This window comes from Limnospira indica PCC 8005, assembly GCF_000973065.1.
GTDB classification, from domain to species: Bacteria; Cyanobacteriota; Cyanobacteriia; order Cyanobacteriales; family Microcoleaceae; genus Limnospira; species Limnospira fusiformis.
Window position 1 is genome coordinate 4253469 of sequence record NZ_FO818640.1, and the last position, 19286, is coordinate 4272754.

General features: G+C 46.7%; 9 protein-coding genes. 1 reads left to right on the forward strand and 8 read right to left on the reverse strand.

Going from position 1 to position 19286, the window contains the following annotated elements:
* Positions 1 to 567: 567 nt before the first annotated feature.
* From XZ46_RS18580 to XZ46_RS18600, 5 genes are all read right to left on the reverse strand, one after another.
* A complete protein-coding gene (locus XZ46_RS18580; RefSeq protein WP_035759327.1) occupies positions 568 to 1029 on the reverse strand; it encodes a tRNA (cytidine(34)-2'-O)-methyltransferase in 462 nt (153 codons plus the stop codon).
* A 158-nt stretch (positions 1030 to 1187) separates the two neighbouring features.
* Positions 1188 to 2339, reverse strand: coding sequence for a glutamate--cysteine ligase (gene gshA / locus XZ46_RS18585; protein WP_008052535.1), 1152 nt, complete (start codon positions 2337 to 2339; stop codon positions 1188 to 1190).
* Between the two features lie 146 nt (positions 2340 to 2485).
* Entirely contained in the window at positions 2486 to 3304 is an 819-nt protein-coding gene (locus XZ46_RS18590; RefSeq protein WP_006624324.1) for a hypothetical protein, read from the reverse strand.
* A 161-nt stretch (positions 3305 to 3465) separates the two neighbouring features.
* Positions 3466 to 4032, reverse strand: coding sequence for a DUF4126 domain-containing protein (locus tag XZ46_RS18595; RefSeq protein WP_006624323.1), 567 nt, complete (start codon positions 4030 to 4032; stop codon positions 3466 to 3468).
* 25 nt (positions 4033 to 4057) lie between these two features.
* Positions 4058 to 4975, reverse strand: coding sequence for a histone deacetylase family protein (locus XZ46_RS18600; RefSeq protein ID WP_006624322.1), 918 nt, complete (start codon positions 4973 to 4975; stop codon positions 4058 to 4060).
* A gap of 61 nt (positions 4976 to 5036) precedes the next feature.
* On the opposite strand from XZ46_RS18600, the gene XZ46_RS18605 reads away from it, so the two are divergent.
* A complete protein-coding gene (locus XZ46_RS18605; protein WP_006624321.1) occupies positions 5037 to 5546 on the forward strand; it encodes a hypothetical protein in 510 nt (169 codons plus the stop codon).
* A 929-nt stretch (positions 5547 to 6475) separates the two neighbouring features.
* Here the strand turns inward: XZ46_RS18605 and XZ46_RS18610 are convergent.
* The 3 genes from XZ46_RS18610 to XZ46_RS18625 form a co-directional block, all read right to left on the reverse strand.
* Positions 6476 to 9838, reverse strand: coding sequence for a Swt1 family HEPN domain-containing protein (locus tag XZ46_RS18610; protein ID WP_008052582.1), 3363 nt, complete (start codon positions 9836 to 9838; stop codon positions 6476 to 6478).
* A 1082-nt stretch (positions 9839 to 10920) separates the two neighbouring features.
* The gene (locus tag XZ46_RS18615; protein WP_008052584.1) at positions 10921 to 13815 is read right to left on the reverse strand and encodes a DUF1156 domain-containing protein; all 2895 of its coding nucleotides are present in this window, start codon (positions 13813 to 13815) and stop codon (positions 10921 to 10923) included.
* Between the two features lie 982 nt (positions 13816 to 14797).
* Positions 14798 to 18331, reverse strand: a complete 3534-nt coding sequence (locus XZ46_RS18625) for a DUF8742 domain-containing protein (protein ID WP_008052586.1) — start codon at positions 18329 to 18331, stop codon at positions 14798 to 14800.
* Positions 18332 to 19286 lie beyond the last annotated feature (955 nt).

Below are 19286 nucleotides of genomic sequence, written 5' to 3' on the forward strand. Positions count from 1 at the left end.
GACCTCCTATGGAGAAGCGCTTAAACTGTTTTTGGGGCTGGTTTTCCTCAGTTATCTGTATTTAACACGGCTTTAAGCAGAACCTGCGATTACAGTAACTGATAAGTGATATTTATCATGCTGATTGCATGATGCCCACCACTGGCAGCCATATTGATATTGATTAGGTCAGATTACCTTGCTTTTTGAATTTCGACAAGCCACCTTTACCCATCAATTACCACAAAGTTGAGAGTGTGAGTTAACAATCTGGCAATTCCCTTGATGTCATAGATAAAAGACAGTTGGCAGGAAATGCAGATTGGGAATCCGTTGATCCCGAATCAAACTTTACACCATCTACCTCAAAAAACACAATGGCTTGGGAACCATGTTTTGTGGTTTCCCAACTTTAGCAGAGTAGTGTTAAGAATATACTCAAGTAGCCAACAACTTGATACATCAATCCTTACGCCGACTTTACCCTCTCACCCAGACATCCTTGGATTTATCACGAAAATCTATCAGAAGACATAGAGCTACTCCTCCTAGAGGATATAATCAAAACTTATGTTTGAACCGTGGGGGTTAAGCCAGCAAACCTAGTTGTCGGCGGGCTTCAAACAATCCTACAGCGGCACTAACGGAGAGGTTCAGGCTGCGGACATTCGGCTGACACATGGGGATGTAGACGGTAGCTTGACAGAGGGCTAGAACTTCTGGGGGGAGCCCTTCTGTCTCGCTACCAAACAGCAGCCAATCATTTTCCTGAAATTGAAAGGACACATAATTCTGTTTTCCACGGGCGCTAAATCCTACCCAGCGGCCCCCTAATGGTTGGTGAAAGGCTTGGAAATCCTCTATATGGGTATGGTATTTAAGGGGTACATAGGGCCAGTAATCTAGTCCTGCCCGTTTCAGATAGCGATCGCTAATTTCAAATCCCAGGGGGCCCACCAGATGCAAGGGTGTTTGGGTCGCCGCACAGGTGCGGGCAATATTCCCTGTATTTTGGGGGATTTGAGGATTAACTAGAACGAGTTGGGGCATAGTCGATCGCATTGAAAGGCCAGGAATTTACCCGCCAGAAGTTAATACTATATAATCCCCAACTCCTGAACTAAAAGCCACATTTCTATAGCTTTTCTTTATATTTCCTCCTTGGCTGAGGACATAAGATATATTAATAGGTCTTTTGCATCAACCCACTAGGTAACCAGTAATTGACATAATTTATCTTCAAGTTCCTGCTCCTGTTCATAAGCATCAGCGATCGCCTTTTTGATAATACTACGAGTATCGATGCCACTTTCATACTGTTTTAGCCACTGTTGGGCGCTGTTTCCCGACCGCAGAATCTTTTTGAGGGGAGACAGAAAACAGCTAAAACCACGCTGTTTAGCCACTGGCCAAACTTCTTGATACAGATTATCGATCCAATCGCGGGCTAAAATACTGCTGCCATCTTTCCAGTGTTTCAGGTTAGCATCCAGACTCCGGTGCGCTACTGCTTCCTCGTTGGCATCTGCGATCGCCACTAATTCCTGATTGCGGGTGTTTGCTGGTAGGCTACTCAATTCCAGGGGGTCTAGGTTCGGGGTCTCCATCAGTTGCCATAGCCTTGCCTCTAAGAGGGCTGTAGTCGCCAGTAAGGCTATGGGATTCACCATTAGGTCACAAATCCTTAATTCCAGGCGATTGAGGCTGTAGGGGCGACGAACCCCATTAGGACGCACGGAACACCACAGGTGTCGCACATTTCTCATAGTTCCGGCTTCTAGTTGTTCATTAGTCCACTGGATATAATGAGAATGACTTTCAAAGAGGGGAACGTGGCGGGGAGTTTTGGGGAACAAATGCCACCTATGGGAGTGATAACCGGTGGGTTTACCGTCCAAAAAGGGAGAGGAGGCACTTAGGGCGAGGTATAATGGTGCTTCTACCCGCACTAGGCGCACGGCACGCATTAGCACTTCTGGATCATCAATACCGATGTTAATATGGATGCTGGCCGTAACTACATCAGTTCCGTAGGTTTCCTGAATGTAGGCATGATAGGGGTTGTTGGGGTCAGAACGGTAAAAGCGCCGACTATCTCCCAGAGAGAGAGTGCTACCTGGTATAATGGTGTAGTTGCCAAGTTGGCGCAGGTATTGTCGCAGTTGTTGCCGAGGTTTGACTAAAGCGCAAAGAGAGCGATCGTAACTGCAAATTGGGGCGGTGATATACTCCACATTGCGGGTATCTGGTTCCCGGACAAACCCATCAAGATTTTTAACTATTTTATCGGAAAAGCCTACTATGTCCCCCTGGGGTGTACCCGTGTACATTTCGACTTCAAAACCTTTGGGTAGTAACACTTTTGTGCCTCACTTAAATTTAGATGAACGGAAACTAGGATAGGGTCCCTATAGTGGACAGTTGACAGCTATTAAGTAAGGACTCCGACTTTCCCAGTTCCCGTGTTTATAGACATGACGACTAAGACCCACTCTGAGAGTGAGTTTTAAGTTGATTCTAGCATTGATTCGGAGTTCCAAGGAAAAATACTTTCCGATTCCGAAAAGTTAAAAATATAGTCATAATCAAATTCTAGCGCCCGGATATGCCTAGTTACAGAAAAGCCACAGTTAACAATTTGGTCAGTGGTAAAAGTTGCCATAATTAAAGCCATGAGTTTTTGAGAACTGACTTCCGGTGGTTTCACAAAATAATCTCGTTTGGCAAAAAATACTTTTTCATCTTTCGGGACCACCAGGCGATTAATGCGGTGGGCATATTGAATAGGTTTAATATATTGTTTGATAAAATCGTCCTGATTTTTTTGCAGTCGGGCGAGTCTTTCGTGTTGTTGCCAACTCATTGTGAACATGATTTTAATCAATTCAAAGCCGACAATATAATTAAAAACGTTCTCTTTTTCTTGGGTGCTGGCTACCAATTTTAAAGCTGATTCCAAGTAGATATCTGGCTGACATCTGGCATCTTGGGCGGAGTGTATATAAAACTGACGGATATATTTGCGGAGAACTCCCTCGGTCAAGGGGCTAGTCACTTTAAACCAGTTAAAGTATCTTTGAATCCGATTAATTGAGTCGATATCTTCCAGTAATTTAGACACTAAGCCATCGGCGGTATATTCATCTAAAAATTCCGCCTGTTTTTCGGGAGGGGAGGCACAGAATATATAACACAAAGACAGTAAATAGCGCCGCTGTTTCCAAGGCAAACTTTCCGCCCATTCTTGGGCTTTGGGAGGTAGTTTATCAAATAAAATGTTATTTTTGAGAGGGGCTAAAATGTCAGCGTTTGATTCGAGTTTCATAGTAGTTGTGTCCCACTGTCGGTTTTTTGATATTAGCTGACAGCAATTCTAAGCCACTGCATCACTGGAGACATTGTTACCATTTTCACAGGGGCGATCGCCATTTTCCACCTATGCCAACCGGGGCAACTTTGTGGGGGGTAAAAATCCTATTTCACAACTTATGATCGCTGCCAATTACGTCTCAAAATTTTCGGAACTACCAACACCAGTACGATCGCCACTGTTATCGCCCCCAATATAGGCAGAGAAATCGCCAATACTGATAAGATCATAGCGCACAGCAACTCCATTGTGGATACCAATGGATTAGCCAAGCCTCCGGTGGCCATAGTAGAGGCGACACGGGTAATACCCATTAACATTTCAATCACTCCGGCTGATCCAGCCCCCAGAATTATAGAGACTGTCCACATCCACCGAGGTTCCATGTCTGGTAAAAATGCAGCTACAATCAAAGTAGCCACCACCATAGCGATCGGTGCTTCCAGGATATCCAAAGCATGATCGACTCCGGGGATAAAATAGACGATCGCCTCCACTGCTAACAGAGTAGCGACGGCTATCAACCCCGTCTCGGTTCCCAAAATCTCTAAGTCGGGGGGTAGGTCAAAATCGCCGTATATGGCGGCTGTGCTCAAAATTACCGGGGGTACAAATATTCTAAACCCACAGGCGGCGCTTAAACCAACGCCGCAAAAAATCCCTAACAGATAATTCATCATCATATTTTCACTTTCTACTATTATCTAATTACAGGCGATACTGGCGGTAAACGTCCGTAGCGGCGCGGTGTAGGAGAGAATGGCGGTAAACCAAACTCTGCATATCTTCACAGTAACCACCGCCAATAATTCCCGCCACCGGATATCCCATTCCCACACAGGTAGACAAAACTTGCATTTCCCGCCGCCATAACCCAGAGTCAGTTAGGGCCAATTTTCCTAAGCGATCGCCAATATGGGTATCTACTCCTGCATCATAGATCACTAGATCTGGGCGAAATTCCGTAAGCAAGTCAGGTAAATGACTGGCTAAAATTTGCAAATATTCTTCGTCTTCCATACCCACGGCTAGGGGAATATCGCGATCGCTTGTTTGTTTTTTAGCCGGAAAGTTAGCTTGACAGTGCATTGAAAAGGTAAATACATGGGGGTTATCTTGAAAAATTACCGCCGTTGCGTCCCCCTGGTGTACATCAAGATCCACAATCAGGATTTTTTTGGCTAGTCCTAATTTTTGCATGACACAGGCAGCGATCGCTATATCATTGAATATGCAGAAACCAGATCCATAGTTAGGGAAGGCGTGGTGAGTGCCTCCGGCCGTGTTGCAGGCTAAACCGTGAGATAATGCTAGTTTAGCCGTCAATATGGCACCCCCCACTGCGATACAGGTCCGCTGTGCTAAAGCCTGACTCCAGGGGAGACCTATGCGACGTTGTGCTTTCGGGTCTAGTTTCCCCTGACAGTAAGCCTCTACATAGTCCCGGTGGTGGACTAATTCGATCCACTCAGTAGGTGGCAGTTTGGGTAGGTGAAGTTGCGATCGTCTGATTACGCCTTCTTGGAGTAACATATCACAAAGTAACCCAAATTTCGGCATCGGAAAACGGTGTCCTGGTGGCAGGGGGGCTACATAGTCGGGATGAAAAACAATCGGCAAATTCATCGGTGCATATATTCAGGTTGTACAATCTAACTAATATTAAATTCAACTAGAGACAATTAACATGGATAGCACAACTATTTGGGAGTTAGGCAGCAGCAACCCTGATAATGCCAATAACCTGGAAGTTATTAGACAATGGTGGGCTAACCTCCAGAATATTAAAATCGACTGGCAACAGCGACTTATGCCACAGGATACAGACCCCAGTCAGTTAAACTGGGAACCCCAAAAGTTTGACGAAAATTTTGTAATTTGCAACCCCGAAATCAGGGGAATCACCATTTTTTGGAGTAAACCAAACAACCCCGACCAACGTAGTATCACCCCCCGGAAAATGGTGCTTTACCTTGACCACCAACAGCTTTATATTTTCTCTCAATCTCAACAGCAACTGGTGCTGAAAGTTAGTATCCCTGAGCTTAAATATGACACCATCAATATCGAAAATCCTCATATTGCCGTGGGCAATAATGGCTTAATGATACTATTTAGAGACCCGGCACAATTATTGGATGTCAAGGTAATTCTTACCCCAGAAAAATTACAGCAACTCAAGCAAAAATTAATTTAATAATTGAGAAACCGGGTTTCTTGACCTCTGGGACAAACGGGTTTCTTGACCGCGATATCGGTGGTGTGTCAGATGAATAAAATTTGCCGTTTACCCGATAGGTTATCCCTCGGACGCTACGAGGGTAATAATTATTAATTATTAATTATTAATTATTAATTATTAATTATTAATTATTAATTATTCTTGACCTCTGGGACAAACGGGTTTCTTGACCGCGATATCGGTGGTGTGTCAGATGAATAAAATTTGCCGTTTACCCGATAGGTTATCCCTCGGACGCTACGAGGGTAATAATTATTAATTATTAATTATTAATTATTAATTATTAATTATTAATTATTCTTGACCTCTGGGACAAACGGGTTTCTTGACCGCGATATCGGTGGTGTGTCAGATGAATAAAATTTGCCGTTTACCCGATAGGTTATCCCTCGGACGCTACGAGGGTAATAATTATTAATTATTAATTATTAATTATTAATTATTAATTATTAATTATTCTTGACCTCTGGGACAAACGGGTTTCTTGACCGCGATATCGGTGGTGTGTCAGATGAATAAAATTTGCCGTTTACCCGATAGGTTATCCCTCGGACGCTACGAGGGTAATAATTATTAATTATTAATTATTAATTATTAATTATTCTTGACCTCTGGGACAAACAGGTTTCTTGACCGCGATATCGGTGGTGTGTCAGATGAATAAAATTTGCCGTTTACCCGATAGGTTATCCCTCGGACGCTACGAGGGTAATAATTATTAATTATTAATTATTAATTATTAATTATTCTTGACCTCTGGGACAAACGGGTTTCTTGACCGCGATATCGGTGGTGTGTCAGATGAATAAAATTTGCCGTTTACCCGATAGGTTATCCCTCGGACGCTACGAGGGTAATAATTATTAATTATTAATTATTAATTATTAATTGGTTTCCAAGCCTTTTTGCTGGAATTTTAGGGTTTGGCAATTTTCCATAATTGTCCGGGCTACATTTTCCGGGATACCGTCGGGAATGTCTGCCTGAATTTCTAGGGTAATTTTTACCTTGGTGTTTTTGAGAGAGATTAAATGTTGAATGACTTCATCGCTAATTACTCCCGCGTCTCTGTTGAGTCGTAAAGCCTCAATTTCTACCACCCCGTAAAAGCGTCTTAGGGGCTGATTTTGAGCCGGGGAAACTCTATAATTTCCGGGGTTTATGTCCTCCCCTACGATCGCATTTACCTCCCTTTCCTGACCCGGTGAGGGGGCGGAATATTGCTCCAAGGAATTGGGGCTGGGCTGCTGGCTCAGTTGTAACTGTTTTTGGGCTACATCGGGCTTGACAATTAAACTATTTTGAGCTATTGTAGGATTGATGGATTCCCCGGCTTTCAGTCCCTGATAGGTGCCGGTTTCTGGATCGAAGCCTTCCGCGTAGGCAAACCACTGACTCCAAGCGGTCGAGGATACGCCGTCGGCGATCGCTTTTAGCAAAACCTGTTCATCCTTGAGGCGGGGCAGATAGGGATATTTAGTTAGATATTCCCAGATATCCTGTAGGCTGATGTGGTTTTTGTCGCGCCAGACGAAGGGTGCCAACACCTCTAAATATAGGTTTAGGGGGGCGTAGGTATCTGAGAGGTGGGATTCGTCGATCGCCTTTTTGCTGGCGTTAAGTGTCGGGGAGGACTCAAGATTACGGAGGCGGATAGTTTTCCAGGCGATCGCTTCTTTGGGGTCTGGTTGTTCAGGGACTAATAACCATTGGTAGGTTTCGGAAATCTGCTTTTGGACATCATCATCAAACTGCTGTAGTTTGGTGTGGGCTTGTTTAGCCTGAAAAGCATCTAGGTTCAACTCTTCCTTTTCGCGACAAATGGACTCCCAGGCGAGATATTGGGCGGCATTTTTTCCCAGGGTTTCCCACTTGGTTTTATCAGCAGCCAAAAACACCAGGGTATTTTGGTAATAGCGACGAGTCTCCCCCCTGTAGTCTAACACATCAGCCACCCGTTGGCAAGCCGGACTCTGTAAATTTAAGCCTTGGTCGTGGGGGAATTGTGGGGGGAGTATAACCAGACGCACACCGGAGCGGTTATCATCAGGGATATCCCCGCTAGAATTGGGGGCCACATGAACCGTGGTAAAGATACCCCGATCGCCAAATTTTTTGAGACGTTTAACAATTTCCTCCTCGACCAAATAGCGATCGCCTTCACCGAGAAACTGATCAGCCCTTTCTGCGGCTGTGCGGTTAACATTAGGTTGAGTGGAAATCCAGTAGCGGTTATTATCAACATAGAGATAGGTAGCGCGATCGCTGAGTCGTCGGAGTGCGTCCCCAAAAGTCGCGGCCGACTCTCCCGGTTGCACACAACCTAGTTTTATTCTACGGTCTTCCAAGCCACGGTTAGCCGCTTTCTGGGTTGGTGCTGACCCCATGTAGATAGTGCGGGTAACGCGACGACAAGCCGAATAACGGCCGAAATTAGGGTATTGGCGATCGATATCTAGGGGTAAAGATAATGGTCCATCGACATCTTTATCAATAATGGGAGTCCAATTATCTTCCAGGTAGCGGGTAAGTTCCGACTGCACTTGATGGTCATCCATCGGCACATTTCCCGGCATAATCAACAGATTAGCATCATTACGTTCCCATAGGGTATGAATCACCTTAGCCATGAGACGCAAAACCCCACGGGTCCGCTGAAACTTATCTAAACTCGACCAGTCCTCATAAAGGCGATCGAACAATTCTGGGTGAATAGGATAAGCCTCTCGCATACGGCGTTTATAGTTAGCCTCCTTGGTATCCGTGGGAAACTCCTGGCTATGTTCCCGATACATATTGTAAAAGGTATCTATCACCGCATCTCGTTGAGCCAAGAGAGTTGTATCCGTGGTAGACTGAAATAAGCGCCGCCGGACGATTTCAAAACCTTCTTCGGCGCTGGCAGGTCGCCAAGGGGACTCTACGCGACCGATCGCATTTTTCAGCCTGTCGGTCGCTTCGTATCCCTTCTCGCCGCCTTTTTCAATATCCGACGCGGGAACACTCACCACCAGCAGGGTATCCTTAGCATTTTTGGCGGACTCACTCAAAGTTTGGGCAAAAGTGAATTGAGTATCGAAAGTCCCCCCCACCACATCAGGTTTTTCGTGGAGTTGTCTAGCATAGGCGACCCATTCATCAATCAGAATTAGACAGGGGGAGAAGTGGTTAAACAGTTGTTTAAGTATATCACCGGGATTAGTTGCCGTTTCGTCAGCCTCCCGCAACATTTGATAACCTTCTTCTCCTCCCAACTGCCAAGCCAACTCCCCCCAGAGGGTTTTAATTATGGGGGGGCGGTTACGATCGCCTTTTCCATAGGGTTTAATGCCACTGGGGGGCAGTTTATTCCCCACCAACACAGCCACGTTAACATTTTGGGGAGGTTGAGATATACCCACCTGTTGAAAAATCTCTTCCATCCCTGGTAAGTTATGAATATGGCAGGCTTGGCAAAGGTGATAGAGGGATAACAGGGCGTGAGTTTTGCCGCCGCCGAAGTTAGTTTGCAATTCAATTACCGGGTCTCCCCCTTGACCACTCAACCGTAGCAGTGCATTACTGAGAAGCTGTTTTAGGCCTTCGGTGAGGTAAGTGCGGCGATAAAATTCGGTCGGGTCTCTATATTCATCAGACCCCTGATCGAGGTATACTTCCCATAAGTCCGCGGCGAATTCTGCTTGTTGGAAAGTCCCGCCAGCCACGTCAGGATGAGGTGTAACAATCTCTCGCCAGGGTTTGAGTCCGGTTTGAGGTTGTCCTTCCGTGGGGGTGACGGTGACTTTCCTTCTTTCGCGACGGGCTTCGGCTTCAAAACGCGATCGCATCAATTCATTTTTCTCTTTTTCCACTTGGCTGGCTTCTGGGGCGGAAATAGCGGTTAAGAGACGGGCGATATTATCAAGGATACGGTAAGCATCATCAGTGGAAAAAGTCCCTTGGTGCGCCCATTGGTTGCGGTTGTCGCGCAATTCGCTGGCAATGCTGCGTTCACTCCTTCCCAGAATTTGGCGAAATACGTCATTCCAATGTTCCCACAGGATAATCAGCAGGGCGGATACATCTTTTTTCAGGACTTCCTCGACAGATTGTCGGCTAACATAATTATCGGGGAGGGAGGCGCTGGCGGCGGTCAACCAGTGATTATCGCCATAATGCGATCGCATTTCCCTTTCCACGAAGGGATACAATCCTTCTTGGAGTATCCTTAAAGCGCGAGTAACTCTCTCATGATTGCTGATAGCCATAATCGGTAGGATGCGTAATTGAGATCAATTATATGCCAAAACCGCCAATTGTGTTCACCTGTTGAAGTCAAGAAACCCGGTTTCTCAAAGAAACCGGGTTTCTAACCCGCCACAAATAAGCCGGGTTTCTCAGCCTCCAGTCAACTGGGTTTCCCCCCCAGAAGTCAAGAAACCCGGTTTCCCACCAACAAGTCAACCGAGTTTCCCCCCGTAAGTCAAGAAACCCGGTTTCTCAAAGAAACCGGGTTTCTAACCCGCCACAAATAAGCCGAGTTTCTCAGCCTCCAGTCAACTGGGTTTCCCCCCAGAAGTCAAGAAACCCGGTTTCCCACCAACAAGTCAACCGAGTTTCCCCCCGTAAGTCAAGAAACCCGGTTTCTCAAAGAAACCGGGTTTCTAACCCGCCACAAATAAGCCGAGTTTCTCAGCCTCCAGTCAACTGGGTTTCCCCCCAGAAGTCAAGAAACCCGGTTTCCCACCAACAAGTCAACCGAGTTTCCCCCCGTAAGTCAAGAAACCCGGTTTCTCAAAGAAACCGGGTTTCTAACCCGCCACAAATAAGCCGAGTTTCTCAGCCTCCAGTCAACTGGGTTTCCCCCCAGAAGTCAAGAAACCCGGTTTCCCACCAACAAGTCAACCGAGTTTCCCCCCGTAAGTCAAGAAACCCGGTTTCTCAAAGAAACCGGGTTTCTAACCCGCCACAAATAAGCCGAGTTTCTCAGCCTTCAGTCAACTGGGTTTCCCCCCAGAAGTCAAGAAACCCGGTTTCCCACCAACAAGTCAACCGAGTTTCCCCCCAGAAGTCAAGAAACCCGGTTTCCCGCCAACAAGTCAACCGAGTTTCCCCCCAGAAGTCAAGAAACCCGGTTTCTCAAAGAAACCGGGTTTCTAACCCGCCACAAATAAGCCGAGTTTCTCAGCCTCCAGTCAACTGGGTTTCCCCCCCAGAAGTCAAGAAACCCGGTTTCCCGCCAACAAGTCAACCGAGTTTCCCCCCCAGAAGTCAAGAAACCCGGTTTCTCAAAGAAACCGGGTTTCTAACCCGCCCCTACAATTAATTATTAATTATTAATTGTTAATTATTAATTGAAAAGTTCCCCTTGGGAAGGTTTAGCCGCAAACTCACTGGCTAAACGGGTGATTTCCGGCCAGGATACTACTAGACTATTATAGGCGATCGCTTCCGATGACCATCCTTTGCGATCGCATAAATTATATAGACGATAGGCGAGGTCCCTGGCTATTTCTACCTCCGCTTTCTGTTGTCGAAGCCCAGACAGCAACTCCGCCGCCCCGGTTTCTCCCTTTTCTAGGAGTCGCTGAATTAGCCCTTGGGTGAGTTTCCAGTGGGGGAGGCGTGTATCTTTTTCCGCCGTCAATTTCTCCGGGAGTTCATCCCGTGTCAGCAACCGGACTTTCCCGGCTTTCGCGGTTAAAATTCCCGCCGTTTCTAACCCTTGTATACTGGTATTTCTCGCCTTCGACAGGGTTTCCGCTTCCCCATATAGTCCGGGGTCGAATTGGTATTGTTGAAACCATGTTAACGCCCAACGGGTATCGCTGTCAAATTCCCCTTCTTGGTCGGTCAGGTATTCATCTAGGAGTTGATTAATTAATTGTAGGGCGCTGCGGACGGTCAACTTGCTGCCATCGTTTTCTAAAACTTCGCTATACTTGCTATATATTGCCATACCCGGTCCGATACTGGCTTGGGCTAGGTCAACCGGGGCGATGTTTCCCTCTTGCAGCGTTTTTAGCGCCTGGGGGAGTTCGTTTTGCAATTCACTTAAAAATTTTCGCTTGGTCGTTGGTGCGGCATTCTCACCACGGGGACGACACACTAACACTATAGAAGAAGCGAGGGCGTTTGTACCACTGGCAACCATGCGGTTACTCAATTCGCTACGCATTGGCCATGTTCCACCAATGCTAAAGTTAGCCTGCATTAACCCTTCTAACATGGTTTCCCAACCCGTAGAAGCCACCTTATCTTTAGCATCAGTTTCGGCTTGTTTAAAAGCATAATAAACGGTCAGCGGATAGTTAGCATCAGCTATGCTATTCATGCGCTTAAACGCCTGCATTAATCCGGCTTCAAAAAATTCTTTAGCCCCTTTTTTGCTGCCTTCAAAGCGGTGCGGGGCTGCTATCAATTCTTGAGATTTCGGCACTAACAGGGTGCTGCAAATATCAGGGTATATTGAACCCAAAGATTGACGCAGCCACACATAGAAAAAGTCGGATAAATCCGCGTAGCCAATATTATCATAATAGGGCGGGTCGGTTGAGACTATTTTGGCTTGTGAGTCATTCTCATGGTTCACTTGTGCATCATGTTGAAATACCCCGGCTTTAACATTTACATTATCATGATTTTCAATAACTTTCCAAACCCAGTCAACACAAGCCATCCAGTTTCCTGATGATTGGCTAAAAGGACAACATTCTGCATAATCCCAAATCATTGGAATTGCTTGCCGTCCAAAGGTATTTCTCATTTTTTCACCAGAAGAATGCCAGCTACAAAGATTAGACCAATAATCAGCAGATTTATCTAAAGCAAACGCCAAATAAACTGCGATCGCTTCACTATAAGCCCTCGCGCCATTCCCGCCATTATTCAAGGGAATATCATCATCAGATAATCCCACAGCCAGGGCATCTTGAAAAGCCTTATCTTTAGCTTCCCCGACCAAATCACTAAAAGTAGTTAAAGCCACCAATTGACGGGAGGTGAATAAATCAGCGTGTTTCGTCATGCCATAATTTTGTACCCGAAACCCTAGCGCTTCTTTGGGTAACTCAGTTTCCGGCTTCCATGTTGGTTTAGCGGAAAAAGCAATATTTTCCTGTGGTTTGGTGGGGGGTAAATAAATCCTGCCATTTTTACCTTCAGCCACAATAGCCATTAATTTAGCCCCCATGCGCTTCTCACAGCCTTCTGACCGCACATAATCCAACTTTACAGAAGTGTCGCAAGCCAGACAAACCGCCCCCTGGCGGTTAACCGTCCCCTCCCGTGGTTTTCCCTTCCCCGTCTTCACCACAAAATCAATTTCGGGGGGGCTAGTTTCCCCGTTAATGGCATACTCAACCCAAGCCTCCTTTCCCTTCTTTGTGGAAAGCCAAAACTTACTCGTTAAAGGCATTTGACAGCCACAAGCCGGGTTAGGACAAGTCACCGTCCGCACCCATAACCAAGCAATAACCGTCGCCTTGTCGCCATTTTCCAAAGTCACCGGAGGATATAAATCCCCAATGCCGTTAACAGCCACCTCTCGCATCCAACTTCCATAATATCGCACATCGGCAGCCAACCCCTGTGCGCCACGCCAAGACTCCAACCCAGTCCGTTTTCTATCATCTCCATTCACCGGGGGTAAATTCGCAAACCGAGGGGGAATTTCAATCAACGCCTTATTAATTAATACCGCCACCGGGTTCAAATCACTAGCATGGGCTTCCAACCCCAACCGTTGCGCTTCCAGGGGAATAGACCCACCTCCCGCAAAAGGGTCATAGGCGGGTGGCGCATACTGGGCGATATACTCCCGGACCTCTTCCGGTTTCGTGGGTGGTTTTTCCCCCCTTCCCCACGCCAAACAGCGGGCTATCTCCCTTTGTGCGTCTTGAATAACCTGGGGGTCTTTGATATCATCCCAAGACACCAAACCCCGCACCACCTGTTTTTGTTTCCCCTTCTTATCGGTATCTACCACAATTCGGCCTAAGATATCAAAAAGGCGTTGTCTTTCCTGGGTTTGTGCTTCCAGGGTGGGGAATTTTTCCGGCCAACTACTGGGGTCATCTACCAAAGAAGCCCAAAGCACCGCCCTAGCTGTAGCCGTTGGTTTCCGCGACCACCACAAATGCAGAGTGGAGGGGTGTCCGTGACGAATAGACTTTTCCCGCGCGGACTCCATATTAATGGCTTCGAGGGGTAGGGCAACTTCGATGAGTTTTTTGCGGTAGGTCATGGGAAGCAGTGTAGACACCGACTCCCAGTATAGCTGGTCAGGCATCAATTAATAATTAATAATTAATAATTAATAATTAATAATGGATAATTAATTATTATCGCCCTCGTGGCGTTATATGGATAACCTACCCGGCTTTCCCCCCCCACAAGTCAAGAAACCGGGTTTCTCAAAGAAACCGGGTTTCTCAGCCACCACAAATAAGCCGGGTTTCTCAGCCACCACAAATAAGCCGGGTTTCTCAGCCTCCAGTCAACGGAGTTTCCCCCCACAAGTCAAGAAACCGGGTTTCTCAAAGAAACCGGGTTTCTCAGCCACCAGAAATAAGCCGGGTTTCTCAGCCACCACAAATAAGCCGGGTTTCTCAGCCTCCAGTCAACGGAGTTTCCCCCCACAAGTCAAGAAACCCGGTTTCTCAAAGAAACCGGGTTTCTCAGCCACCACAAATAAGCCGGGTTTCTCAGCCTCCAGTCAACGGAGTTTCCCCCCAGAAGTCAAGAAACCCGGTTTCTCAAAGAAACCGGGTTTCTAACCCTCCAGAAATAAGCCGAGTTTCTCAGCCTCCAGTCAACGGAGTTTCCCCCCAGAAGTCAAGAAACCCGGTTTCTCAAAGAAACCGGGTTTCTAACCCTCCAGAAATAAGCCGAGTTTCTCAGCCTCCAGTCAACGGAGTTTCCCCCCAGAAGTCAAGAAACCCGGTTTCTCAAAGAAACCGGGTTTCTCAGCCACCAGAAATAAGCCGGGTTTCTCAGCCTCCAGTCAACGGAGTTTCCCCCCACAAGTCAAGAAACCCGGTTTCTCAGCCACCACAACAGTTTTCCCCAATTATTAATTATTAATTATTAATTATTAATTATAAAGAAACCGGGTTTCTAACCCGCCACAACAGTTTTCCCCAATTATTAATTATTAATTATTAATTATTAATTATAAAGAAACCGGGTTTCTAACCCGCCACTCCCCAATTATTAATTATTAATTATTAATTATTAATTATTAGGTCTCGCCAACTATAATTGATACTGTGGGCGGCAAAATCGGGTTGTTGCTGAAACGGTTGGCGGATATAGGAAATGCGATCGCCTGGAACTTCCACTAATGCTAGGATATAGCTATCAGGTCGGTTTAAGGCCGTCAAAATCTCGTTTTTAGTCACCGTCACCGTTTGCGCCCCCTCAATGCGTCCTTTCACCTCGATAAACCGCAATTGTCCGGTTTCGGGAATGACCGACTCGATATCATAACCGCACTTTTCGGCGCTAACGTCTCGCGGTTGATAGCCTAACTCCCTTTCCTTCCGCATCACCGCCTCCATTGCCGCTAATTCCACGGCTTTCCGGTTTTGGGCAAAAGTGTCGGAAATCTTCCGCGAGGGGGGTTGTAGGGCTGCCAGACGGTGGCTGGGAATGATTAAAGCTGCCCCTACCACCACGGGGGGTAAAGGTGAAAGTCGGCGCTCGTCTTCCAGTTCGCGGAGCCTTTTTTCTAGGCGGGAGGCTAACTCGTCCGCCCGTTGCTGGGCTTTGCTAGAGTTAAGTTTAGCATTGGGTTTCCCGGCTTTTTCATCCAGGCGCAAACTGACAGCCCTTTGGTCCCAATAGTTAATTTCCTTGGTGAGTCGGTCTTTGACGGCGACTAGGGTTTTATCAATGAGTTCCTGTTTGGGTTTCTGGACCTCTTCCAGGTGGGGTTGGACTAAATGGGTAATGGCGTAGGTAGTCGCCTGTTTCTCAATGTCCTCTTTTGGCGGTAAATTAGGCAGAAAAGGAGCGATCGCTTTATGTTCCTCTTCGGTGAGGGGGCGATAGTCCAAATAAGGCGCATATCCCCCATTAATAGCGGGGGAGGGAGTCGGGTCGCCGTCGGGAAACAGACTACAGGGAAGTTCCACATATTGCATTCTGCGGGAGACTAACCGCCGCTGTCCGTTGGAGTCGGTTCGCGCGTCCTGAATGCTATGTTCCAGATAAACTAAGATTCTCTCTGGCTGCGGGTTAGGACTATCATCAACCAAAATGCTCCCCTGACGCAATAGATTTCGATGACGTTCTAAAATCAGGTCTAGGGTGGCATCAAGAAGGGGATGACCAGGACAAACTAGGTCGGCTATGGGTTTCCCCGGAAGGCTGATCAAGTCCTTCTCAAAACAGATCCGCTCATAACGTCTTAGTATAGGTTCACTCAGTCCTATTTGGCGATCGCGATGACGAATAACGGCGGGAACGTTGTTTATTTGATAACGTTGGGGTTCCCGGAGTCGCATGGTTCCCCCTAGGCGGGTAAAAGCCTCCTGGAAAAATAAGCCGATAAAATGGGGTTGGAGTTTCCGCGCTTGCGCCCTTTCCATGTCCTTCCGAATGGCTTGAACTTTGGTGGTATCCAAGGAGTCTCTCGCGAGGGCTTTTTCTTCGATGAGTGTTTGCAAATATTCCCGGTTCAGGCGATCGCTCAATTGCTGCTGTTTGGCTTTAATATCAGGGCGATCGCCATAGCGGATAGCTTGAATGAGTAACTCCCGCAATTCTACCTGAGCGATCGCTTTTCCCAACACATCAAACACCTGACCCCCCAGGGCGTTTTGCTCAATTTCCAGTTTCCGCAACAGGGATAAATATACATCCCCCTCCCGCGTTTCCCCGGCGACCAAATTCCACAAATGACAAACTTCCGTCTGTCCGATCCGGTGAATGCGCCCAAATCTCTGCTCCAAACGATTGGGATTCCAAGGTAGGTCATAATTAACCATAAGATGGGCGCGTTGTAGGTTAATTCCTTCCCCCGCTGCGTCGGTGGCTACTAATACCTGGACGGTAACATCCTGTTTAAAGTCTTCTTCGGCTTTTTTGCGTTCATCCCGTCCCATACCTCCATGAATGGTAACTACGGCTTCAGGACGACCTAAAAGGGTTTTAATGCGATCGCGCAAATAGTTAAGGGTATCGCGATGTTCGGTAAAAATTACCAGTTTCCGCAATGCTTTCTGTCCCGGTTCATCATCGCCATTGTGGGGGTTAGGAAAGGCAAAAATTTCGTTTTCCATAACCTTAGATAATTGTTCCCATTTGCAATCTTTCCCACTGCGGCGCACCCGTTGGGCTAACTCTTCCAATTGGCGCAAACGTTCGATTTCTGTCTGTAATTCCTGAATAGTCCGAGAAGCGGTCGCCAGGTCAACGACTTCGGTTTCGATGTTTTCCCTCTCGCTACTGGGTAAGTCTTCCAAATCATCATCAATGTCTTGTTGATCAATCATCCTTCCCGGGTCTAATTCCCCCTTGAGTCCTCGGTGGATTAGCTGTTCTTCCCGCAGTCTTTTTTGGAGGCGATCGCGCCGTCGTTTCAGAGACTGATAAATGGCTTCGGGAGAGGAAGCCAGACGACGCTGGAGAATAGTTAAGGCAAAACCTACGGTTCCCCTACGTCCTTTTTGGGTGAGGTTATCGGCGCGATTAAATTCTTCTTTCACATAGTCGGTTACTTGTTTATAAAGGATGGCTTCCAACTCGGAAAGACGATATTCCACCGTGTGGGCGCAACGTTCCGGAAACAGGGGACGACCATCAAATTTTAGCAGGTTTTCTTTAATCAGGCGACGCATCAAATCAGCGGTCTCGCAGACATGGACACCATCCCGAAATTTCCCCTCAAAGCGATCGGCATCCAACAGAGCCAAAAATAGCTGAAAATCCTCTTCTTTCCCATTGTGCGGCGTAGCGGTCATCAGCAAAAAATGGCGGGTCAAACCCGACAGAAGTTTCCCCAATTTATAGCGCTTGGTTTCCTTAATTTCCCCCCCAAAAAAGGAAGCCGAGAGTTTATGGGCTTCATCAACTACGACCAAATCCCAATCAGTTGTGCTGAGTTTCGCCTGTAAATCGGAATTACGGCTCAGTTTATCTAATTGGGCGACCAGTAGGGGAATTTCTGTAAAGGCGTTCCCGCTGCGGGCTGCTTCAAGGCGATCGTTTGTCAAAATTTCAAAAGGTAGGTGAAACTTATGATATAATTCATCTTGCCACTGTATCGCCAAACTCCCCGGACAGACAATCAAACACTTTTGTAAATCCCCCCTAATCAACAATTCCCGAATAAATAATCCTGCCATAATAGTTTTACCCGCCCCGGGGTCATCAGCCAACAAAAACCGCAAAGGTTGACGGTTCAGCATTTGGTTATAAACGGCATCAATTTGGTGTGGGAGAGGTTCCACCAAAGAAGTATGAACAGCCAGCCGAGGGTCAAACAAATGAGCCAGGCGAATGCGGTGAGCTTCCGAAACCAATCTAAATATAGCACCATCTCCGTCAAAACTCCAGGGCTGTCCATCCCTAACAATTTCTAATCTATCTTGGTCACTGCGAAATAGTAGTTCATTACCAGGTTTCCCCCGACTATCTTTATAGGTCAATTCAATCGCATCATCACCATACCAAGCAGCATCAATAACGGTAACATTTTCATTAGGCAAAATCCCTTTAATAATTGTACCACGAGTTATATCTTCTAGTCTAATCATATCCCTTTTTTACTCTGTGAAAAAATCTATTTGGTTCCGAGCCATTGAGATTCATTGACAATTCTCATCATCTGAGATATACTGTATATTGTAGGCTCTGGGACTGTCCTATGGCTCCTTTGTGAGTTAAGACCCCAGCGCATAGAAGATATAACTAGAACCCAGCCCTAATGCTAATGGGCTTTGTTCCCCCATAACTGCAAGGCTTCTGAGTACCGAAAGGGAAAAGAGCCTTTGCAGTTTTTCGCGCGGTTGTTACACCGGATAGAAAAGCGATCGCCTTTATAAATTATAGAAGTAGGGTGCGTCAGAGGGATAACCTATCGGGTTAACCGCAAATTTCATTCCTTTGACGCACCGCCCCTATCGTGGTCAAGAAACCCGGTTTCTTTGAGAAACCGGGTTTCTAAGCAAACCGTGGGGTGAGAGAATTAACAGCAGAACCCGGAGGGCGGGTTTATTAATATCCTGGTGGGGTGAGAGAATTAACAGCAGAACCCGGAGGGCGGGTTTATTAATATCCTGGTGGGGTGAGAGAATTAACAGCAGAACCCGGAGGGCGGGTTTATTAATATCCTGGTGGGGTGAGAGAATTAACAGCAGAACCCGGAGGGCGGGTTTATTAATATCCTGGTGGGGTGAGAGAATTAACAGCAGAACCCGGAGGGCGGGTTTATTAATATCCTGGTGGGGTGAGAGAATTAACAGCAGAACCCGCCCCTACCATTATTAATTATTAATTATTAATTATTAATTATTGGTCAAGAAACCCGGTTTCTCAAAGAAACCGGGTTTCTAAGCAAACCGTGGGGTGAGAGAATTAACAGCAGAACCCGGAGGGCGGGTTTATTAATATCCTGGTGGGGTGAGAGAATTAACAGCAGAACCCGGAGGGCGGGTTTATTAATATCCTGGTGAGGTCCGAGAATTAACAGCAGAACCCGGAGGGCGGGTT